Source organism: Pseudomonas sp. 2(2015) (genome assembly GCF_000955865.1).
Classification (GTDB): Bacteria; Pseudomonadota; Gammaproteobacteria; order Pseudomonadales; family Pseudomonadaceae; genus Aquipseudomonas.
The window spans coordinates 172,716-187,952 of record NZ_JYOF01000004.1 but is presented as its reverse complement, the minus strand read 5'-3'; the positions used below and the strand labels follow the sequence as shown (position 1 = coordinate 187,952).

The following is a 15,237-nucleotide window of genomic DNA, read 5'->3' as shown; positions in this document are numbered from 1 at the left end:
GAGCCGAATCGCGTGGACTCGAGGTTCCGTTTTGCTGTGAGGGTGAGACTACACCCGCAGCGTTGCCGACACATCCGGCTCCCTGGAATCCTGCAGGGCGCTACTTTGTCACAGCGCGGAAAACTTCAGCAACCGCTGATCTCAGACCCGGAACGCACCGATCAGACGCTTGAGTTCCAGCACCTGGGTCGACAGCTGGCGGCTGGCGTCCTCGGTCTGGTGCGCGCCCTGGGTGGTGTTTTCCGCCGCCCGGTTGATCTCGACGATGTTCTGGTCGATGTCATGGGCCACCGCCGTCTGCTGCTCCACTGCGGCGGCGATCTGCTGGTTCTGGTCGACGATACTGCCGATGGCGCCAAGGATGTTCTCCAGCGCCTGCTGCACCTGTTGCGACTCGCCGACGGTGCCCGAGGCCATCTGATGGCTGCTGTCCATGGCCTTGACGGCAGCCCCTACCCCGCCTTGCAGGCGCGAGATCATCTGCTCGATCTCCTCGGTGGAGTGCTGGGTGCGCTTGGCCAGGGTCCGCACTTCATCGGCGACCACGGCAAAGCCACGGCCCTGCTCGCCCGCCCGGGCCGCTTCGATAGCAGCGTTGAGGGCCAGCAGGTTGGTCTGCTCGGCGATGCTTTTGATCACTTCCAGCACCCGGCTGATGGCCTTGCTGTCGCTGGCCAGCTGGTTGATCACCGCCACCGACTGGTCGATTTCGCCGGCCAGGCGGGCGATATTTCCCTGCTGAGTTTGCACCAGGCCGCGGCCGCTGACGGTTTCGCGGTTGACGCCGTGGGCGCTGCTGACTGCCGCCGCAGCGCTGCGCGCTACCTCCTGGGCGGTGGCCGACATCTGGTTCATGGCCGTGGCCACCTGTTCGATCTGCCCACGCTGGCCGCTGACCGCCTGGTTGCTGCGCGCCGACACCGCGTGCACCTGCTCGGCCTGGCGCTCGACCTCGGCGACGGTGTGGCCGACCTGTTCGATCAGGTCATGAATGCGCCGCACGGTGCCGTTGAATACCTGGCCCAACTCGCCCAGCTCATCGCGGCTGCTGGCCTGGAAGTTCACCGTCATGTCACCGGCAGCGACCTTGTCCATCACCGCGCCGAGGCTTTTGAGGGTGTTGCGGGTCGAGGCGTAGAAGCCGCTGTAGAGGTAGACAATCAGCAGGAACACCGCGGCCAGCGCGCAGACCTGCAGGATCATGTGCGAGCGGTGTTCCGCCAGGCGTTGCTCGAGCTGGTGGCCGAGGAACTCGCCAACGGCGCTGTTGAGCGTGTAGGTCTGCTCGATCAAACCGCTGAACTGCTTGTAGAACCCCGGCCAGGGCGCGTCGAGGGTGTCGGCGACCACGACCTGCTCCTCGATCAGTTCACTGGCCTGCTTGAGCGACGCCTGGCTGCTGCTGGCCAGGCTGCCCAGCCGCGCTTGCGCGCCGGGCTCGGTAGCCAGCGCTTCATCCAGGCGGATGGCGTAGTCGGCGCCGAGTTTTTCCAGTTTCTGCAGCAGGTCATCGAAGCGTGCGCTGGACGCCGAATTGACAAAGCCCTGGCCGAGCGAATACGAGCCGATCGCCCGTCCCTCGCCGAGGGTCTGGGTCACCTGCGCAGTGACCGTGGTCATCAGTTCACTGAGCTGGCGAATCGCCGAGTCACTGTCCTGACTGAGCCCGGCCTGGCTGGCAATCACTTTGCTGAGCACCTGGGCCTGGCCCAGCAGCTTGTCGAAAAACGCCACCTTGCTGGACAGCGAAGACTCGCCCTGGGCCGCCTTGAGGGTCTCGAGCATCTCGCTGCGCTTGTCATCAAAAGCCTTGACCTGTGCTTCATCGCCGCTCATTGCCGCCAAGGCGGACAGGCGCCGCTGCACCTGTTGCTCGACGCCGGCTATCTGCGTCTCGAGATCCGCGGCCTTGCCCGATTGGCCGAGCACGGCATTGATCTGCACCAGGTTGCCGAGGGCTTCCACCTCGCCGCGCAGGGCCAGGCTGCTGGCCAGCAACTCCAGGCTCTGCAGCTCGGTGCGGGTGGCGTGGAACTGCGCATAGGAATCGCGGACCAGGTAATAGTTGGTCACCAGCATGGGCAGGAAAAACAGAATACTGATCAGGCTGAACTTCATCCCGAAGCTCAGTCGGTTCATCAACGCGATGGCCGGATACAACAGGCTGTTCACAGGTGGCGCCCTCCGATTCTTATTGTTCTGCGCACAGTGGCACAAGGCCACTGAGTGTATTCAGCAGCACCTGTATAGCGCATATCGGATCGGGGGTTTGTAACTTAAGGTTAACCGGCTGCGGAGCGACCAACGGCCGCTCCGTCACGACTCTTAGCCAAGCACGGTCCACAGGGCGAAACAGGCGTACCAGAGCACTGCCGAGCGCAGCAGCAACTCCCACAGGTTATCCAGCCCGAGCAGACCATCGGGGCCTGCCGACGTGCTGGCCGGCAAATCACCGGCTACACGGCCAACTGTGCTGATCAAGCCGGCGGCACTGATGTGCCAGTTGAGCAGTTCGTGCAGCATCACCCGGCTGACCGCGACGAAGTTGCCAACCAGGGCAAAACTCACGCCCAGCACGCGCACCGGCGCCCAGTCAAAGGCGTGGCGCAGTTGCAAGGCATGCTCGCGCAACGCGGGGGTGCGCCCATGTTCGGCGGTCAGCGCCAATAGCCGATAGGCCAGGGCAGCCGCCGGGCCGAGCAGGAAGTACCAGAAAATCACCGCGAAAAAGCTCTGGTAGGCCTGCCACAACAGGTTGCCCTGCACCCGTTCCAGCAACGCCTGGGCATCGTCGGCGGTCAGGCCCAGGTCGCGCTCGGCGACATGCACCGCTGCCTGTTCATCGCCGCGCCGCCAGGCATCGCGAAACGGTCCTTGCGCGGCCTTGATGTCGCCACGACCGAGGCTGTAGATCAGCACCAGCAGGTGCACCGGCAAGGCCAGCAAACCGTAGGCCACCGGCTCCAGCACGTGCAGCAGCAAGGCCAGCAGGCCCACCGGCAGCAACACCAGGATGCCCAACACCCACCAGGGGTGGCGTCTGCCGTCACGCTCCAGGCGCGCAAGCTCGGTGACGAAAAAACCGTCGCGTTGCAGGCGCTGGCGCAGGGCCGAGAACTTCTCGAACCACAGCACCAGCAACAGCACCAGAAAACTCATGGGTGTTCCTCCTTGTCCTTGAGGCCAGCGCGGTAGCGCGGCCAGTCAAATGCATCACCAGGGTCGGTCTTGCGTCCCGGGGCAATGTCGCTGTGGCCCTGAATCCGTTCAGTGCCAATGGCTGGCCAGGCAGCCAGGATCTGCCGGGTCAATGTTTGCAACGCCTGATACTGGGCATCGGTGAAAGGCAGTTCATCAGTGCCCTCAAGCTCGATACCGATGGAAAAGTCGTTGCATGCCTCACGCCCGTCGAAACAGGACACTCCGGCATGCCAGGCGCGGTCCAGACAAGAGACAAACTGAGTGACCTTGCCGTCACGTTCGATGAGAAAGTGCGCCGACACGCGCAGGTGCTGGATACCTTCGAAATACGGGTGTTCGCTGGCATCCAGGCGGTTCTGGAAAAATTCCTGGACCTTGCCGGTACCGAACTGCGCTGGCGGCAGACTGATGTTGTGGATAACCAGCAGGGAGATGACTTCGCCCTCGGCGCGGGCATTGCAGTTGGGCGAGGGACAGTGGCAAACGCCGGCGAACCAGCCAGTAGCGCGGTCCAGTTGCATAGAAAATCCTGAGACACGGGGGCACTGGCTCAGTATGCCCCGTGGTGACGCGGGATGCATCGTTAAAACGCGCAGGAAACTAGCGTGCCTGCGCCTGGCGTAACTGGCTGAGCACAGAGTCCAGGGCCCGGTCGAACAGCAGGGTGTCGTCCAGCTGGCGCACATGCCCGCGGCGCAAGGCCACGGCCAGGGCCATGCGCGACCATTCGCGGACCTTGAGGCCGGTACGGTTGACGAAGATGAAACGGTCGGTGCTGTCGATCTGGGCAATCAGCTTGCAGCGCTGCACCTCGTCTTCATCGAGCAGCTCGACCCAGGCACCGATGCGCAGGCGCTCGACCTGCAGCAATGCCGGGTCGTCATCGGCCAGGCGTACCTGGGCTGCTTGCGGCTCGCCGGCCTCAGGCGCGCGCAGGACGATTTCATCGAGCACCAGCACCCGCTCGCTGACGTCGTTGGGCACCACCCGCCCACCGACCACCGGCGTATCGAACATCTGCACATGGAGAATTTCAAGCTGGGCAAAGAATTCGCTGGTGGCAAACGGATCGAACGCGGCGCTGGCCAGGCCATCGCGCAAGGCCTTGAGCAGGCCCGGCACCAGCTCCAGCAGGCGCAGGCGCGCTGCGTCTTCAGTGTGTGGTTGCACGCTCCAGATCAGCTCATCCATGGTCTCCAGGGCTTCGAGCCACTGGCTGGAGGTGTCGCCATGCTTGAGGCAGGCCAGCAACAGCACCTGGCTCCAGGCCTCTTCAAGCAAGCGCACCACCACCCGCGGCAGCGAGCGGCCGAGCAGGCGCCGGTTGAGCTCCTGCTGCACCCGCTGACGGGCCAAGGCAGTACGTGCGCGGCCTTCTTCGGCGTCGCGGGTGCGTTGTTCGAGCAGCTCATTGCGACGTCGCTCATCACTGCTGAAGGCGAGAAATTCGGCGAGCAGTTCGGAAAATATCGCCGGGTCGTCGACAAAGTCGCTGAGCAGGCGCTGGACGATTTTTTCTACCCGCAGGTACAGGCTGTCGCGCTGGCAATCATCGCTGGCGCCCCAGCCCATGGCCGCCGTGGCGATTTCGTTGAGCAGGCGCCGGGCCGGATGGCTGCTGCGGCTGAAAAAACTCTTGTCGAGGACCGCGACCTTGAGCATCGGGATTTGCATGCGGCCGATCAGGGCGCGCAGTGAACGCGGCAGGTTGCGATCGGCGAGGATGAACTCGAAGAGCATGGCGATCAGGTTGATGACATCTTCGTCGACCACCTCGATCTTGCGGTAGGTGCCGCTCTTTACGCTGACCCGGGTCAGCAACTGTTCAAGCTGCTGGTGCAGGTCGAAGTCATCGGTCTGCGCTGTCGGCGGCACGTAATGCTGCAGGTGCGAAAGCAGGCGCAACAGGTCACGGGTGCTGATCGCCTGGACCTGCTCACAGGCCTCCAGGCGCGGGGCAACTCGCCCGCGCACCGGCGACAGCAGCGCCTGCAACGAGGCAAATACCGCCTGGCCGTTGGCATCCAGCGGATCACTGGGCGATTGCTGGTCGGTTGTGCTGGCCGCAGCCTCGCGCTCAGCCGGCGGGCGGTCCTGGGCGCGGCGTCGCGGCACGGCCTTGAGTTCGGGCAACACGCCGGTGGCAATCAGCAACTGGTTGGCCTCGCCGTACAACTGGTCGGCGTCGTGCAGCACATAGCGCTCAAACAATTTGAGGATGATCAGCTTGACCTTGATGCCCACGCCCAGGCTGCGCCCGGCGCGCAAAAAATAATCGCACAGCATTGCCGGGCCCAGCGGGTTGCGCGGATCGTCCAGGGCCTGGCCGACCAGGGCGCTGAAGCGCAAGGTCAACTGGTTGAGGGCAATACCGTCGCGGGCCAGCACCCGCGCGACCATGGCATCCAGGGCCACGGTACGTTCCAGCTCGTCATTGGCCACCAGCGCCAGGCGGTCGTAGCCATGGCTGTGCAGGGCCTCGGGCTGGCCGATCTGCACGAACGCTTCATAGAAATGGTCGAGGTAACCGCGCTCGATGTTCTTGCGCTTGAGGCGCAGGTCGCGCATGGCTTCGAAAAGGATGTTCTGTTCAACGTTGCTCGCGGCCTTGTCGGCCATCTCGAACAGGGTGTCGTCGGCGTTGTCGAACAACGCCTGCAGGCCCTGGCGCAGTTGCAGCGCGGCCTTGTCACGTACCTGCAGAAGCACCACCGGCAGACGAGCGAGGGGCGCTGTGTGCGCCTGATCGGTGATGGCCTTGATCGGCACCACCTTCCCGTCGTTGTGCATCCTGGTCTCCTTGCAGGTTCGATTTTGAGCTTTTTAGCGGTCGTCAAAGCTATGACGCCAAATACAAGGCGCATTATCGAGTAAAAACCTCCTGCTCGCCAGTGCGCACATGCCGCTGCTGATAGACCGGTGCCCGGACAAAAAGCTCAGTTGGCCTGACCAAAGGTCAAGCTTTGGCCGCCACTACAGTGTTTGCTGCAAGCGCGGGCTGCCCTGCCCTATAATCGCCAGCACTTAGCTTGTGGAGCCCGCCATGCCGAATTTACGCCTCGCCGACCTGACCGCCGAAATCGAAGCCAACGTGCGCCGTGCGTTGCTTGAAGACATCGGCAGTGGCGACATCACCGCCCAGTTGATCCCGGCCGAGCGCCTGGCCAAGGCCACCATCATTACCCGCGATGACTGCGTGATTGCCGGCACGGCCTGGGTCGACGCGGTGTTCCGCCAACTCGACCCACGGGTTGCGGTGCACTGGCAGGTCGCTGATGGCGAGCGCGCCAGCGCCAACCAGGTACTGTTCCACCTTGAAGGCCCGGCCCGATCCTTGCTCAGTGGCGAGCGCTCGGCGCTGAACTTCCTGCAGATGCTCTCAGGCGTTGCCAGCCACGCGCAGTTCCTCGCCGACAAGGTCGCCGACACCCAGGTCAAACTGCTCGACACTCGCAAGACCCTGCCCGGCCTGCGCCTGGCGCAAAAGTACGCGGTCACCTGCGGCGGCTGCCATAACCACCGCATCGGCCTCTACGACGCCTTCCTGATCAAGGAAAACCACATCGCCGCCAGCGGTGGCATCGCCCAGGCGATCAGCGCCGCGCACCGCATTGCCCCGGGCAAGCCGGTAGAAATCGAGGTCGAAAGCCTGGATGAGCTCAAAGAAGCGCTGGAAGCGGGCGCCGACATCATCATGCTCGATGAACTGAGCCTGGACGACATGCGCGAAGCGGTGCGCCTGAATGCCGGCAAGGCCAAGCTGGAAGCCAGCGGCGGGGTGACGGAAAGCACCTTGCGGGTGATCGCTGAAACGGGTGTCGACTACATCTCCATCGGGGCGATGACCAAGGATGTAAAAGCGGTGGACCTGTCCATGCGCCTGAGCCTCTGAGGCAGAATGCAGAGACAAAAAAACCGGCCATCAGGCCGGTTTTTTGTTCACCATCAAACCTGTCAGAGCGCTGCGTTCTGCAGCCCATCCAGGTAACGCTCGACATCCAGCGCGGCCATGCAGCCGGCACCGGCCGAGGTGATGGCCTGGCGGTACACGTGGTCAGCCACGTCACCGGCAGCGAACACACCTTCAACGTTGGTCGCGGTGGCGTTGCCGTCACGGCCGCCGTTGACTACCAGGTAGCCGTCTTTCAAGGTCAATTGGCCTTCGAACAGCGAGGTGTTCGGGGTGTGACCGATGGCGATGAACACGCCGTCGACCTTGATTTCGTCGAAGCTGCCGTCGTTGTTCTTCAGGCGCGCACCGGTGACGCCCATGTCGTCGCCCAGCACTTCGTCCAGGGTGGCATTGAGTTTCAGCTCGATCTTGCCTTCGGCCACGCGGGCGTTGAGCTTGTCGATGAGGATCTTCTCGGCACGGAAGGTCTCGCGGCGGTGAACCAGGGTGACCTTGCTGGCGATGTTGGCCAGGTACAGGGCTTCCTCGACGGCGGTGTTGCCACCACCGACCACGGCGACCGGCTTGTTGCGGTAGAAGAAACCGTCGCAGGTCGCGCAGGCGGAAACGCCTTTGCCCATGAACGCTTCTTCCGATGGCAGGCCCAGGTAGCGAGCGCTGGCGCCGGTGGCGATGATCAGCGCGTCACAGGTGTAGGTGGCGCTGTCGCCCTTGAGGGTGTACGGCTTGCTGGCCAGGTCAACGGCGTTGATGTGGTCGAACACCACTTCGGTTTCGAAACGCTCGGCGTGTTCCTGCATGCGTTGCATCAGCGCCGGGCCGGTCAGGCCGTGGGCGTCGCCCGGCCAGTTGTCGACTTCGGTGGTGGTGGTCAGCTGGCCGCCGGCCTGCATGCCGGTGATCAGCAGCGGCTTGAGGTTGGCGCGCGCGGCGTAGACGGCGGCGCTGTAACCGGCAGGGCCGGAACCGAGGATGATCACTCGCGAATGGCGTACTTCAGACATGTCACACTCCTTTCGACCTGGCACTTGCTGGCCAGCATCGTTTTGCCGGGATTGCCGGCTGGAATAAAAAAGAACCTGCGAAGCACTTGGGGAAGGCTTTGGGTCGCAGGTCCTGAAAAGCGTTAAGCCACAGCCTTACAGGCTGGCAGCGTTCTCGGCCAGGTAGTCGGCAACGCCCTTGGCGTCGGCCTTCATGCCTTTCTGGCCCTTGCGCCAACCGGCCGGGCAGACCTCACCGTGCTGTTCGGTGAACTGCAGGGCTTCGACCAGGCGGATCATCTCGTCGACTTCACGGCCCAGCGGCAGGTTGTTGACCACCTGGTGCTGGACAACGCCTTGCTGGTCGATCAGGAACGAGGCACGCAGGGCCACGCCGTCATCGTGCTCGATACCGTAGGCACGGGTGATCTCGTGCTTGACGTCGGCGACCATGGTGAACTCGACCGCGCCGATACCGCCCTTCTCCACCGGCGTGCTGCGCCAGGCGTGGTGGGTGAACTGCGAGTCGATGGAAACACCGACCACTTCCACACCCAGCTCGCGGAACTTGTCCATGCGGTTGTTGTGAGCAATGATTTCCGACGGGCAGACAAAGGTGAAGTCCAGCGGCCAGAAGAACAGCACGACGTACTTGCCGCGCAGGGAAGAAAGCTTGAAGCTGTCGACGATCGAACCGTCGCCCAACACTGCCGCCGCGTCGAAATCAGGGGCTTGCTTGTTGACCAGAATGCTCATGGAAACTCCTTGAAAGTCAGAATTCGAAGGCGTTGAAAAGATGTGCGCACTTTAGCGAGGTGGCAGAGATTAAGGAAATATCCTTAGACAATCCACCTTATAGGCCGGCTCTATTCATCAGCAAAGGCGCGCGCGGTTTATCTATGAGCCCTGGCCGAAGATGCTGCCGAGGTTTTGTTACAGCCCGTTTCTCGCTCTGCGCCGCGCTTTCGCCCGTCGCGCAAACTCGGTAAGGTCAGCGCGTTTGCCTTTACCCGGAGCCTTCCCTTATATGCAAGCCCCTGTCCTCTCTGGCCCACAGTACCTGCGTGAAGGGCTGAAACTGGTCCTGAGCCCGAGCCTGCGCCTGTTCGTGTTGCTGCCGCTGGCAGTCAACCTGCTGCTGTTCGTCGGCCTGATCTACCTGGCCGGCCACCAGTTCAGCCTCTGGGTCGACTCGCTGATGCCCAGCCTGCCGAGCTGGCTGAGTTTTCTCAACTACGTGCTGTGGCCGCTGTTCGTGGTGTTGGTGGGGCTGATGGTGTTCTTCACCTTCACCATGCTGGCCAACATCATTGCCGCGCCGTTCAATGGTTTCCTGGCGGAAAAGGTCGAAGTGGTGGTGCGCGGTACCGATGACTTTCCGGCCTTCAGCTGGGCCGAACTCACCGCCATGGTGCCCCGTACCCTGGGCCGCGAAGCGCGCAAGCTGGGCTACTTCCTGCCACGGGCGATCGGTCTGTTCATCCTCTCGCTGATCCCGGTGGTGAACATCATCGCCGCGCCGCTGTGGCTGCTGTTCGGGATCTGGATGATGGCCATCCAGTACATCGACTACCCGGCCGACAACCACAAGATGAGCTGGCAGGACATGCTCGCCTGGCTGCGCGAAAAGCGCTGGCAGAGCCTGGGTTTTGGTGGCTCGGTGTACCTGGTGCTGCTGGTGCCGTTTCTCAACATCCTGATGATGCCGGCAGCAGTGGCCGGCGCCACGCTGTTCTGGGTCCGCGAGCGTACCTGAAGCAGCGCCGCGTAGCCGCCCGGCTACGCGGCACTACCATCAGCTCGACAGCTGGTTGGAAAACTGCCCTACCGCGTTGACCACCTTCTGTGCACCGTCCTGAATCTCGACGATCACCGTGCCGGTCTGCCCGGCCAGTGACAGGCCCTGCTCGGCCTGGCGCTTGCTGCTGTCGATGATGTCCACCGCTGCCTTGGCCAGTTGTTCGTTCTGCTGCACCACCCGGGCGATTTCCTCGGTGGCGGTGCTGGTGCGCGAGGCCAGTTGCCGGACCTCGTCGGCGACCACGGCAAAGCCGCGGCCCTGCTCACCGGCACGTGCGGCCTCGATGGCGGCGTTGAGGGCCAGCAGGTTGGTCTGCCCGGCAATGTCGCTGATGGTCTTGATGATCGAGCCGATCACCTGCGACTGCTTGTCCAGCGCCTCGATGCCTTCGGCAGCCTCCTGCATGTAAGTTTCCAGGCCGCGCATGACGTCAACGGTCTGGGTCACCACTTCGGTGGCCTTGCGCGCACAGGCGTCGGTTTCCAGCGAGGTGGTGTAGGCAATGTCGGCGGCCTGGGCCACGGCCGTTTCCTGGTTGACCTGATCGGTGATCACGGTGGCGAACTTGACCACTTTGTAGAGCACGTCGTGGGCATCGATGATCGGGTTGTAAGACGCCTCCAGCCACACCACGCGGCCATGGGCATCAATGCGCTTGAAGCGTTCGGCGACGAACTCACCACGGCGCAGCTTGTCCCAGAACGCGTGATAGCCCACCGAGTTGTACTCTTCCGGCTCGCAGAACAGACGGTGATGCTTGCCCACCACCTGGTCGAGCTTGTAGCCCATGGTCTGCAGGAAGCGCTCGTTGGCGGCCAGCACCTCACCGTTGAGGTTGAACTCGATCACCGCCGTGGAGCGCATCAGCGCCTTGATCAGGCTCTCGTGCTCGCGGGAGGTTTCAATGGTGCGGGTCAGGTCGCTGGAGTGCAGGGTGAAATACTTGATGCGCCCTTCGCTGTTTTTCACCGGCTGCAGGATCGAGCGCAGCCAGGCCTCTTCGCCATTGCCCCGCAGCAGGCGGAAAGCACCATTGAGATGCTCGCTACGGGCAATGGCGTGCTTCATGCGCTGGTAAAAGTCGAGTTGCTTGACGTGCGCCGGGACGATTTCCTCGATGTTGCGGCCAATCAGTTGATGGCTGCTGTAGAGCATCTCTTTTTCGAAATTGCTGTTGACCGATTCGATGCGCCCCTGCGGATCGAGCTGCAGCACCAGCATCTCACTGTCGAGGCTGCACTTTACTTGCTCCACTGATTGCAGTTCTTCGCGCAGCCGGAGGATTTCTTGCTTGAGTTTGCTGTTGAACATGACGCTCTCCCGGAGCGAAATCAGTCATTCGAATGCTTCTGCATCGGCTGGCGGACCTGCAATCTTGAGTCACTTGCTGGGAAATATTTGCGCACCTGAAATCGCCAGTAATCAGGCGTCATCGATCTGTCATTTTGCGGTCATAGAGCGGCAATCGGCACGGTCGAAACTGGCTTCATGAGCACACCGCCCCTGCATGTCACCCTGATCAGCGAAACCTTCCCACCCGAGATCAACGGCGTGGCCAACACCCTTGGCCGCCTCAGCGATGGCTTGCGATCGCGCGGCCATCGGGTCGAGTTGGTGCGCCCGCGGCAAGCGGCCGAACTGCCCTCGGCCAGCGACGACAACCTGCTGCTGTGCCGCGGCTGGCCGTTGCCGGGGTACCCGGGTTTGCAATGGGGCCAGGTGTCGATGCACAAGCTGCTGCGCCGCTGGCGCCGGCAGCGCCCGGACGTACTGTACATCGCCACCGAAGGCCCGCTGGGCCTGAGCGCCCTGCGCGCGGCGCGGCGCCTGGGGATCGCCGTGGTCAGCGGTTTTCACACCAATTTCCAGCAGTACTCCAGCGAATACGGCCTGGGCCTGCTGGCGCGCCTGCTGACCCACTACCTACGCTGGTTCCACCGGCGCACCCACAGCACCCTGGTGCCCAGCCCAAGCCAGCGCCTGGAGCTGGAACGGCGCGGCTTCGACAACCTCAGCCTGATGGCCCGGGGAGTCGATAGCCAGTTGTTCAACCCGGCGCGGCGCAGCCAGGCGCTGCGTGAGCAATGGGGGGTGGGCGCCGATGATATTGCCCTGTTGCATGTCGGACGCCTGGCCGCCGAGAAGAACCTAGGTTTGCTGCAACCTTGCCTGGACGCCCTGCAACAGCAGTATCCGCAACGGCGCATCAAATTGATCGTGGTCGGTGACGGGCCGCAACGCAGCGTGCTCGAACAACGCCTGCCGGGCGCAATATTCTGCGGCGCCCAGCGCGGCGAAAGCCTGGCTGAACACTATGCATCAGGGGATATTTTTGTGTTTCCCAGCCTGACCGAAACCTTCGGCAACGTCGTGCTAGAAGCCTTGGCCTCAGGCCTGGGTGTGGTTGCCTACGATCAAGCCGCGGCAGCCCAGCACATTCGCCACGGGCATAGCGGTGCGCTGGCCATGCCGGGGGATGCAGCAGCCTTTATCGATGCCGCCTGCTGGTTGCTGGAAGAGCCGGAAACTCTGCGCCGGGTGCGCCTCAATGCCCGCCAGCACGCCAGCCGCCAAGGCTGGCCGGCGATTGTCGAACAGTTCGAAGCGCACCTGCAGGCAGCCTGTCGCCAGGACCAGGGCAGCATTGCGCGCCCAGGCCCGGCGACGCTTGCGATCAAACCAGGGTCGTCAACGCCTCACGGCTGAACGGCAGGATGTCTTGCTCGCGGCCATCGCGCACCTTGGCGGCCCACTCCGGGTCGACCAGCAGCGCCCGGCCCACCGCCACCAGGTCGAACTCATCGTTGTTCAGGCGCTTGAGCAGGTTCTCAAGGCTGGCCGGTTGCGCCACCTTGTCGGTCGCCACCATGAACTGCAGGAACTCGCCATCCAGGCCGACGCTGCCGACGGTGATGGTCGGCTTGCCGGTGAGCTGGCGGGTCCAGCCGGCCAGGTTGAGGTCCGAGCCTTCGAACTCCGGCTCCCAGAAGCGCCGGGTCGAGCAGTGGAAGATATCCACACCGGCGTCTACCAATGGCTGCAGGAAGGCGCCGAGGGCCTCGGCGCTCTGTACCAGGCGGGCGCTGTAGTCCTGCTGCTTCCACTGCGAAAAGCGGAAAATGATCGGGAATTCCGGGCCCACCGCCGCACGCACCGCCTGGATCAGTTCGATGGCAAAACGCGAACGGCCGGCCAGGTCGCCGCCGTACTCATCCGTGCGCTGGTTGCTGGCCTCCCAGAAGAACTGGTCAATCAGGTAGCCGTGGGCACCGTGGATCTCGACGCCATCCATGCCGATGGCCTGGGCATCGCGAGCGGCCTGGGCAAACGCCTCGATCACTTCGCGGATATCGGCCTTGCTCATGCCGTGCACCACAACCTGGCCATCCTTGAGCTTCTCGCTCGGGCCATAACCCGGCACGCTGGCGTCCGGCTCAGTGCCCAGGCGGCGCACGCTGCCCACGTGCCAGAGCTGCGGCACGATGCGCCCGCCTTCGGCGTGCACGGCATCGACGACATTCTTCCAGCCAGCCAGGGCGTCGTCGCCGTAAAAACGCGGCACATTCGGGTAGCCATTGGCAGCCTGGTGACCGACGGTGGTGCCTTCGGTGATGATCAGCCCAACGCCGGCAGCGGCGCGGCGGCGGTAGTACTCGACCACTTGTGCGTGGGGCACGCCGCCGGGGCAGAAGGTGCGGGTCATCGGTGCCATGACCACGCGGCTTGGCAGCTCGAGGGCGCCCAATTGGAAGGGTTTGAACAGTGCGGTGGCGGACATGCGGCGCTCCTGGGAAGAGGGAATGCGCCTGAGGATAGGGTGAGCCGTTCGGGTGGCCCAGTACTATTGATCTGGGTGATTAAACAGCATCGCGGGGCTAGCCCCGCGATCAACCGATCAGGCCAAGGCCTTCTCGATCGCCTGCACCACCGCCGGATCATCCGGCGCGGTACGCGGCGAGAAGCGCGCCAATACCCGGCCGTCCTTGCCAACCAGAAACTTCTCGAAGTTCCAGGTGATATCGCCAGGGAACTCGGCACCTTCACCGGCCAGCAAACGGTACAACTGATGGCGGTCATGACCATTGACCTCCAGCTTGCTGCCCAACGGAAAGGTCACGCCGTAGTTCAGGCTGCAGAACTTCTGGATTTCTTCTTCAGTGCCCGGCTCCTGCCCGGCAAACTGGTTGCACGGCAGGCCCAGTACGCTGAAGCCTTTGCCCTTGTACTGCTGATAGAGGTTTTCCAGCGCCGCGTACTGCGGGGTCAGGCCACACTTGGAGGCGACATTGACCACCAGCACCACCTGGCCCTTGAACGGCGCCAGAGGCAACTCCTGGCCATCCAGTGCCTGCAACTTCAGGTCGTGAAATGCACTCATGACGTACTCCCCTTTCCAGATCCCGGTTGTCGCTGCGGGCTGCAATCAATAAAACCAGCCCATTAAAAAGGCGCCCTGCCAAGCCGTCTTCCCCTGCTGGAGTGCGACGGACTTGCCCGGGCGCCTTCGCGACTCTCTGAGCTTAGCGCAGAAAATCAGTGGTGATGGCCACCTTCGCCATGGATGTGGCGATGAGCGATTTCTTCTTCGCTGGCATCACGAACATCGACGACCTTGACCTTGAAGTTCAGGCGCTGGCCAGCCAGTGGGTGGTTGCCATCAACGGTGACGTCGTCGCCGTCCAGGTCGCGAATGGTGACGATCTGCATCTGGCCATCCGGCGCCGAAGCGTGGAACTGCATGCCCACTTCCAGCTCGTCGACACCTTCGAACATGCTGCGGTTCAGGGTGCTGACCAGCTCGGCCAGGTATTCGCCGTAGGCGTCTTCCGGCTCGACGGCAACGTCCAGCTCGTCACCGGTGGTTTTGCCTTCCAGGGCTTTTTCCAGGCCCGGGATGATGTTGCCTGCGCCATGCAGGTAGACCAGCGGAGCGCCGCCGGCGGAGCTGTCGATGACCTCACCAGCGTCGTTGGTGAGGGTATAGTCGATGGAGACAGCCTTGTTGGCGGCGATCAGCATGGGGCGAGACCTTTTGCATAAGAATGTAGAACGAACAAGTGTAACCAAGGCATCGCCTGAAAGCGAACGCAACCCGGACAAACGGGTTGCCGGATACTTCAGCCAGGTGCTGGGTTTCCATCAGGACGAGGACGGCCACTGGGTGGTCGAGCTGTCGTGCGGACACACCCAGCACCTGCGCCACCAGCCGCCCTGGCAATCACGCAGCTGGGTGCTCGACCCCGAGCAACGCCAGCAACGCATCGGCCAGGCATTTGCCTGTGGCTGGTGCGCTCAGGGGGCCGATAGCGCTACCCTTGGCAATTGATTCTTTGCACAGC

Annotated in this window: 14 protein-coding genes; 4 read left to right on the top strand and 10 right to left on the bottom strand. The window is 63.1% G+C overall.

The window, feature by feature from the left end; translation table 11 throughout:
• Nucleotides 1–141: 141 nt before the first annotated feature.
• The 4 genes from UB48_RS09015 to UB48_RS09000 all read right to left on the bottom strand — a co-directional run bounded on the left by UB48_RS09015 (nucleotide 142) and on the right by UB48_RS09000 (nucleotide 5,991).
• On the bottom strand, nucleotides 142–2,172 hold the full coding sequence (locus tag UB48_RS09015; RefSeq protein ID WP_045196084.1) for a methyl-accepting chemotaxis protein: 2,031 nt from the start codon (nucleotides 2,170–2,172) through the stop codon (nucleotides 142–144).
• A gap of 153 nt (nucleotides 2,173–2,325) precedes the next feature.
• On the bottom strand, nucleotides 2,326–3,159 hold the full coding sequence (gene ampE / locus UB48_RS09010; RefSeq protein ID WP_045196081.1) for a regulatory signaling modulator protein AmpE: 834 nt from the start codon (nucleotides 3,157–3,159) through the stop codon (nucleotides 2,326–2,328).
• Entirely contained in the window at nucleotides 3,156–3,722 is a 567-nt protein-coding gene (ampD, locus tag UB48_RS09005) for a 1,6-anhydro-N-acetylmuramyl-L-alanine amidase AmpD (protein WP_045196079.1), read from the bottom strand. Before ampD ends, ampE begins: the two co-directional genes overlap by 4 nt.
• Nucleotides 3,723–3,801: 79 nt before the next feature.
• Nucleotides 3,802–5,991, bottom strand: a complete 2,190-nt coding sequence (locus UB48_RS09000; protein ID WP_045196077.1) for a DUF1631 domain-containing protein — start codon at nucleotides 5,989–5,991, stop codon at nucleotides 3,802–3,804.
• A gap of 253 nt (nucleotides 5,992–6,244) precedes the next feature.
• Here UB48_RS09000 and nadC point away from each other — a divergent pair, with 253 nt between their 5' ends.
• The gene (gene nadC / locus UB48_RS08995; protein WP_045196075.1) at nucleotides 6,245–7,093 is read left to right on the top strand and encodes a carboxylating nicotinate-nucleotide diphosphorylase; all 849 of its coding nucleotides are present in this window, start codon (nucleotides 6,245–6,247) and stop codon (nucleotides 7,091–7,093) included.
• A gap of 62 nt (nucleotides 7,094–7,155) precedes the next feature.
• Here nadC and trxB read toward each other — a convergent pair whose 3' ends face one another.
• Together trxB and UB48_RS08985 are read right to left on the bottom strand one after the other, a co-directional pair.
• The gene (gene trxB / locus UB48_RS08990; protein ID WP_045196073.1) at nucleotides 7,156–8,118 is read right to left on the bottom strand and encodes a thioredoxin-disulfide reductase; all 963 of its coding nucleotides are present in this window, start codon (nucleotides 8,116–8,118) and stop codon (nucleotides 7,156–7,158) included.
• A gap of 135 nt (nucleotides 8,119–8,253) precedes the next feature.
• Nucleotides 8,254–8,853 (bottom strand): peroxiredoxin, encoded by a 600-nt coding sequence (locus UB48_RS08985; RefSeq protein ID WP_038993853.1) that lies wholly within the window; start codon nucleotides 8,851–8,853, stop codon nucleotides 8,254–8,256.
• A gap of 271 nt (nucleotides 8,854–9,124) precedes the next feature.
• On the opposite strand from UB48_RS08985, the gene cysZ reads away from it, so the two are divergent.
• On the top strand, nucleotides 9,125–9,853 hold the full coding sequence (gene cysZ / locus UB48_RS08980) for a sulfate transporter CysZ (protein ID WP_045196071.1): 729 nt from the start codon (nucleotides 9,125–9,127) through the stop codon (nucleotides 9,851–9,853).
• 39 nt (nucleotides 9,854–9,892) lie between these two features.
• Here the strand turns inward: cysZ and UB48_RS08975 are convergent, their stop codons facing one another.
• Nucleotides 9,893–11,209 (bottom strand): PAS domain-containing methyl-accepting chemotaxis protein, encoded by a 1,317-nt coding sequence (locus UB48_RS08975; protein ID WP_045196068.1) that lies wholly within the window; start codon nucleotides 11,207–11,209, stop codon nucleotides 9,893–9,895.
• Nucleotides 11,210–11,386: 177 nt separating this feature from the next.
• Between UB48_RS08975 and UB48_RS08970 the strand changes: the two genes are divergently transcribed.
• Complete coding sequence (locus UB48_RS08970) at nucleotides 11,387–12,604, top strand: glycosyltransferase family 1 protein (protein ID WP_045196066.1); 1,218 nt, start codon at nucleotides 11,387–11,389, stop codon at nucleotides 12,602–12,604.
• Here UB48_RS08970 and UB48_RS08965 read toward each other — a convergent pair.
• The 3 genes from UB48_RS08965 to UB48_RS08955 all read right to left on the bottom strand — a co-directional run bounded on the left by UB48_RS08965 (nucleotide 12,573) and on the right by UB48_RS08955 (nucleotide 14,917).
• Complete coding sequence (locus UB48_RS08965; protein ID WP_045196064.1) at nucleotides 12,573–13,676, bottom strand: NADH:flavin oxidoreductase; 1,104 nt, start codon at nucleotides 13,674–13,676, stop codon at nucleotides 12,573–12,575. The genes UB48_RS08970 and UB48_RS08965 overlap by 32 nt on opposite strands.
• 117 nt (nucleotides 13,677–13,793) lie before the next feature.
• Nucleotides 13,794–14,276, bottom strand: coding sequence for a glutathione peroxidase (locus tag UB48_RS08960; protein ID WP_045196062.1), 483 nt, complete (start codon nucleotides 14,274–14,276; stop codon nucleotides 13,794–13,796).
• Between the two features lie 155 nt (nucleotides 14,277–14,431).
• Nucleotides 14,432–14,917: a peptidylprolyl isomerase gene (locus UB48_RS08955; RefSeq protein WP_045196060.1), complete on the bottom strand. Its 486-nt coding sequence runs from the start codon at nucleotides 14,915–14,917 to the stop codon at nucleotides 14,432–14,434.
• Between UB48_RS08955 and UB48_RS08950 the strand changes: the two genes are divergently transcribed.
• The gene (locus UB48_RS08950; protein ID WP_082075423.1) at nucleotides 14,886–15,224 is read left to right on the top strand and encodes a DUF3565 domain-containing protein; all 339 of its coding nucleotides are present in this window, start codon (nucleotides 14,886–14,888) and stop codon (nucleotides 15,222–15,224) included. The two genes, UB48_RS08955 and UB48_RS08950, sit on opposite strands and share 32 nt — an antisense overlap.
• Nucleotides 15,225–15,237 lie beyond the last annotated feature (13 nt).

Excerpts from the sequence above, each read along its gene's own strand:
- UB48_RS08955 (WP_045196060.1), bottom strand. The coding sequence starts at position 14,917 with ATGCTGATCGCCGCCAACAAGGCTGTCTCCATCGACTATACCCTCACC.
- ampE (WP_045196081.1), bottom strand. The coding sequence starts at position 3,159 with ATGAGTTTTCTGGTGCTGTTGCTGGTGCTGTGGTTCGAGAAGTTCTCG.
- trxB (WP_045196073.1), bottom strand. The coding sequence starts at position 8,118 with ATGTCTGAAGTACGCCATTCGCGAGTGATCATCCTCGGTTCCGGCCCT.
- UB48_RS08960 (WP_045196062.1), bottom strand. The coding sequence starts at position 14,276 with ATGAGTGCATTTCACGACCTGAAGTTGCAGGCACTGGATGGCCAGGAG.
- UB48_RS08950 (WP_082075423.1), top strand. The coding sequence starts at position 14,886 with ATGGAGACAGCCTTGTTGGCGGCGATCAGCATGGGGCGAGACCTTTTG.
- UB48_RS08970 (WP_045196066.1), top strand. The coding sequence starts at position 11,387 with ATGAGCACACCGCCCCTGCATGTCACCCTGATCAGCGAAACCTTCCCA.
- UB48_RS08965 (WP_045196064.1), bottom strand. The coding sequence starts at position 13,676 with ATGTCCGCCACCGCACTGTTCAAACCCTTCCAATTGGGCGCCCTCGAG.
- UB48_RS08975 (WP_045196068.1), bottom strand. The coding sequence starts at position 11,209 with ATGTTCAACAGCAAACTCAAGCAAGAAATCCTCCGGCTGCGCGAAGAA.
- UB48_RS08985 (WP_038993853.1), bottom strand. The coding sequence starts at position 8,853 with ATGAGCATTCTGGTCAACAAGCAAGCCCCTGATTTCGACGCGGCGGCA.
- nadC (WP_045196075.1), top strand. The coding sequence starts at position 6,245 with ATGCCGAATTTACGCCTCGCCGACCTGACCGCCGAAATCGAAGCCAAC.
- ampD (WP_045196079.1), bottom strand. The coding sequence starts at position 3,722 with ATGCAACTGGACCGCGCTACTGGCTGGTTCGCCGGCGTTTGCCACTGT.
- cysZ (WP_045196071.1), top strand. The coding sequence starts at position 9,125 with ATGCAAGCCCCTGTCCTCTCTGGCCCACAGTACCTGCGTGAAGGGCTG.
- UB48_RS09000 (WP_045196077.1), bottom strand. The coding sequence starts at position 5,991 with ATGCACAACGACGGGAAGGTGGTGCCGATCAAGGCCATCACCGATCAG.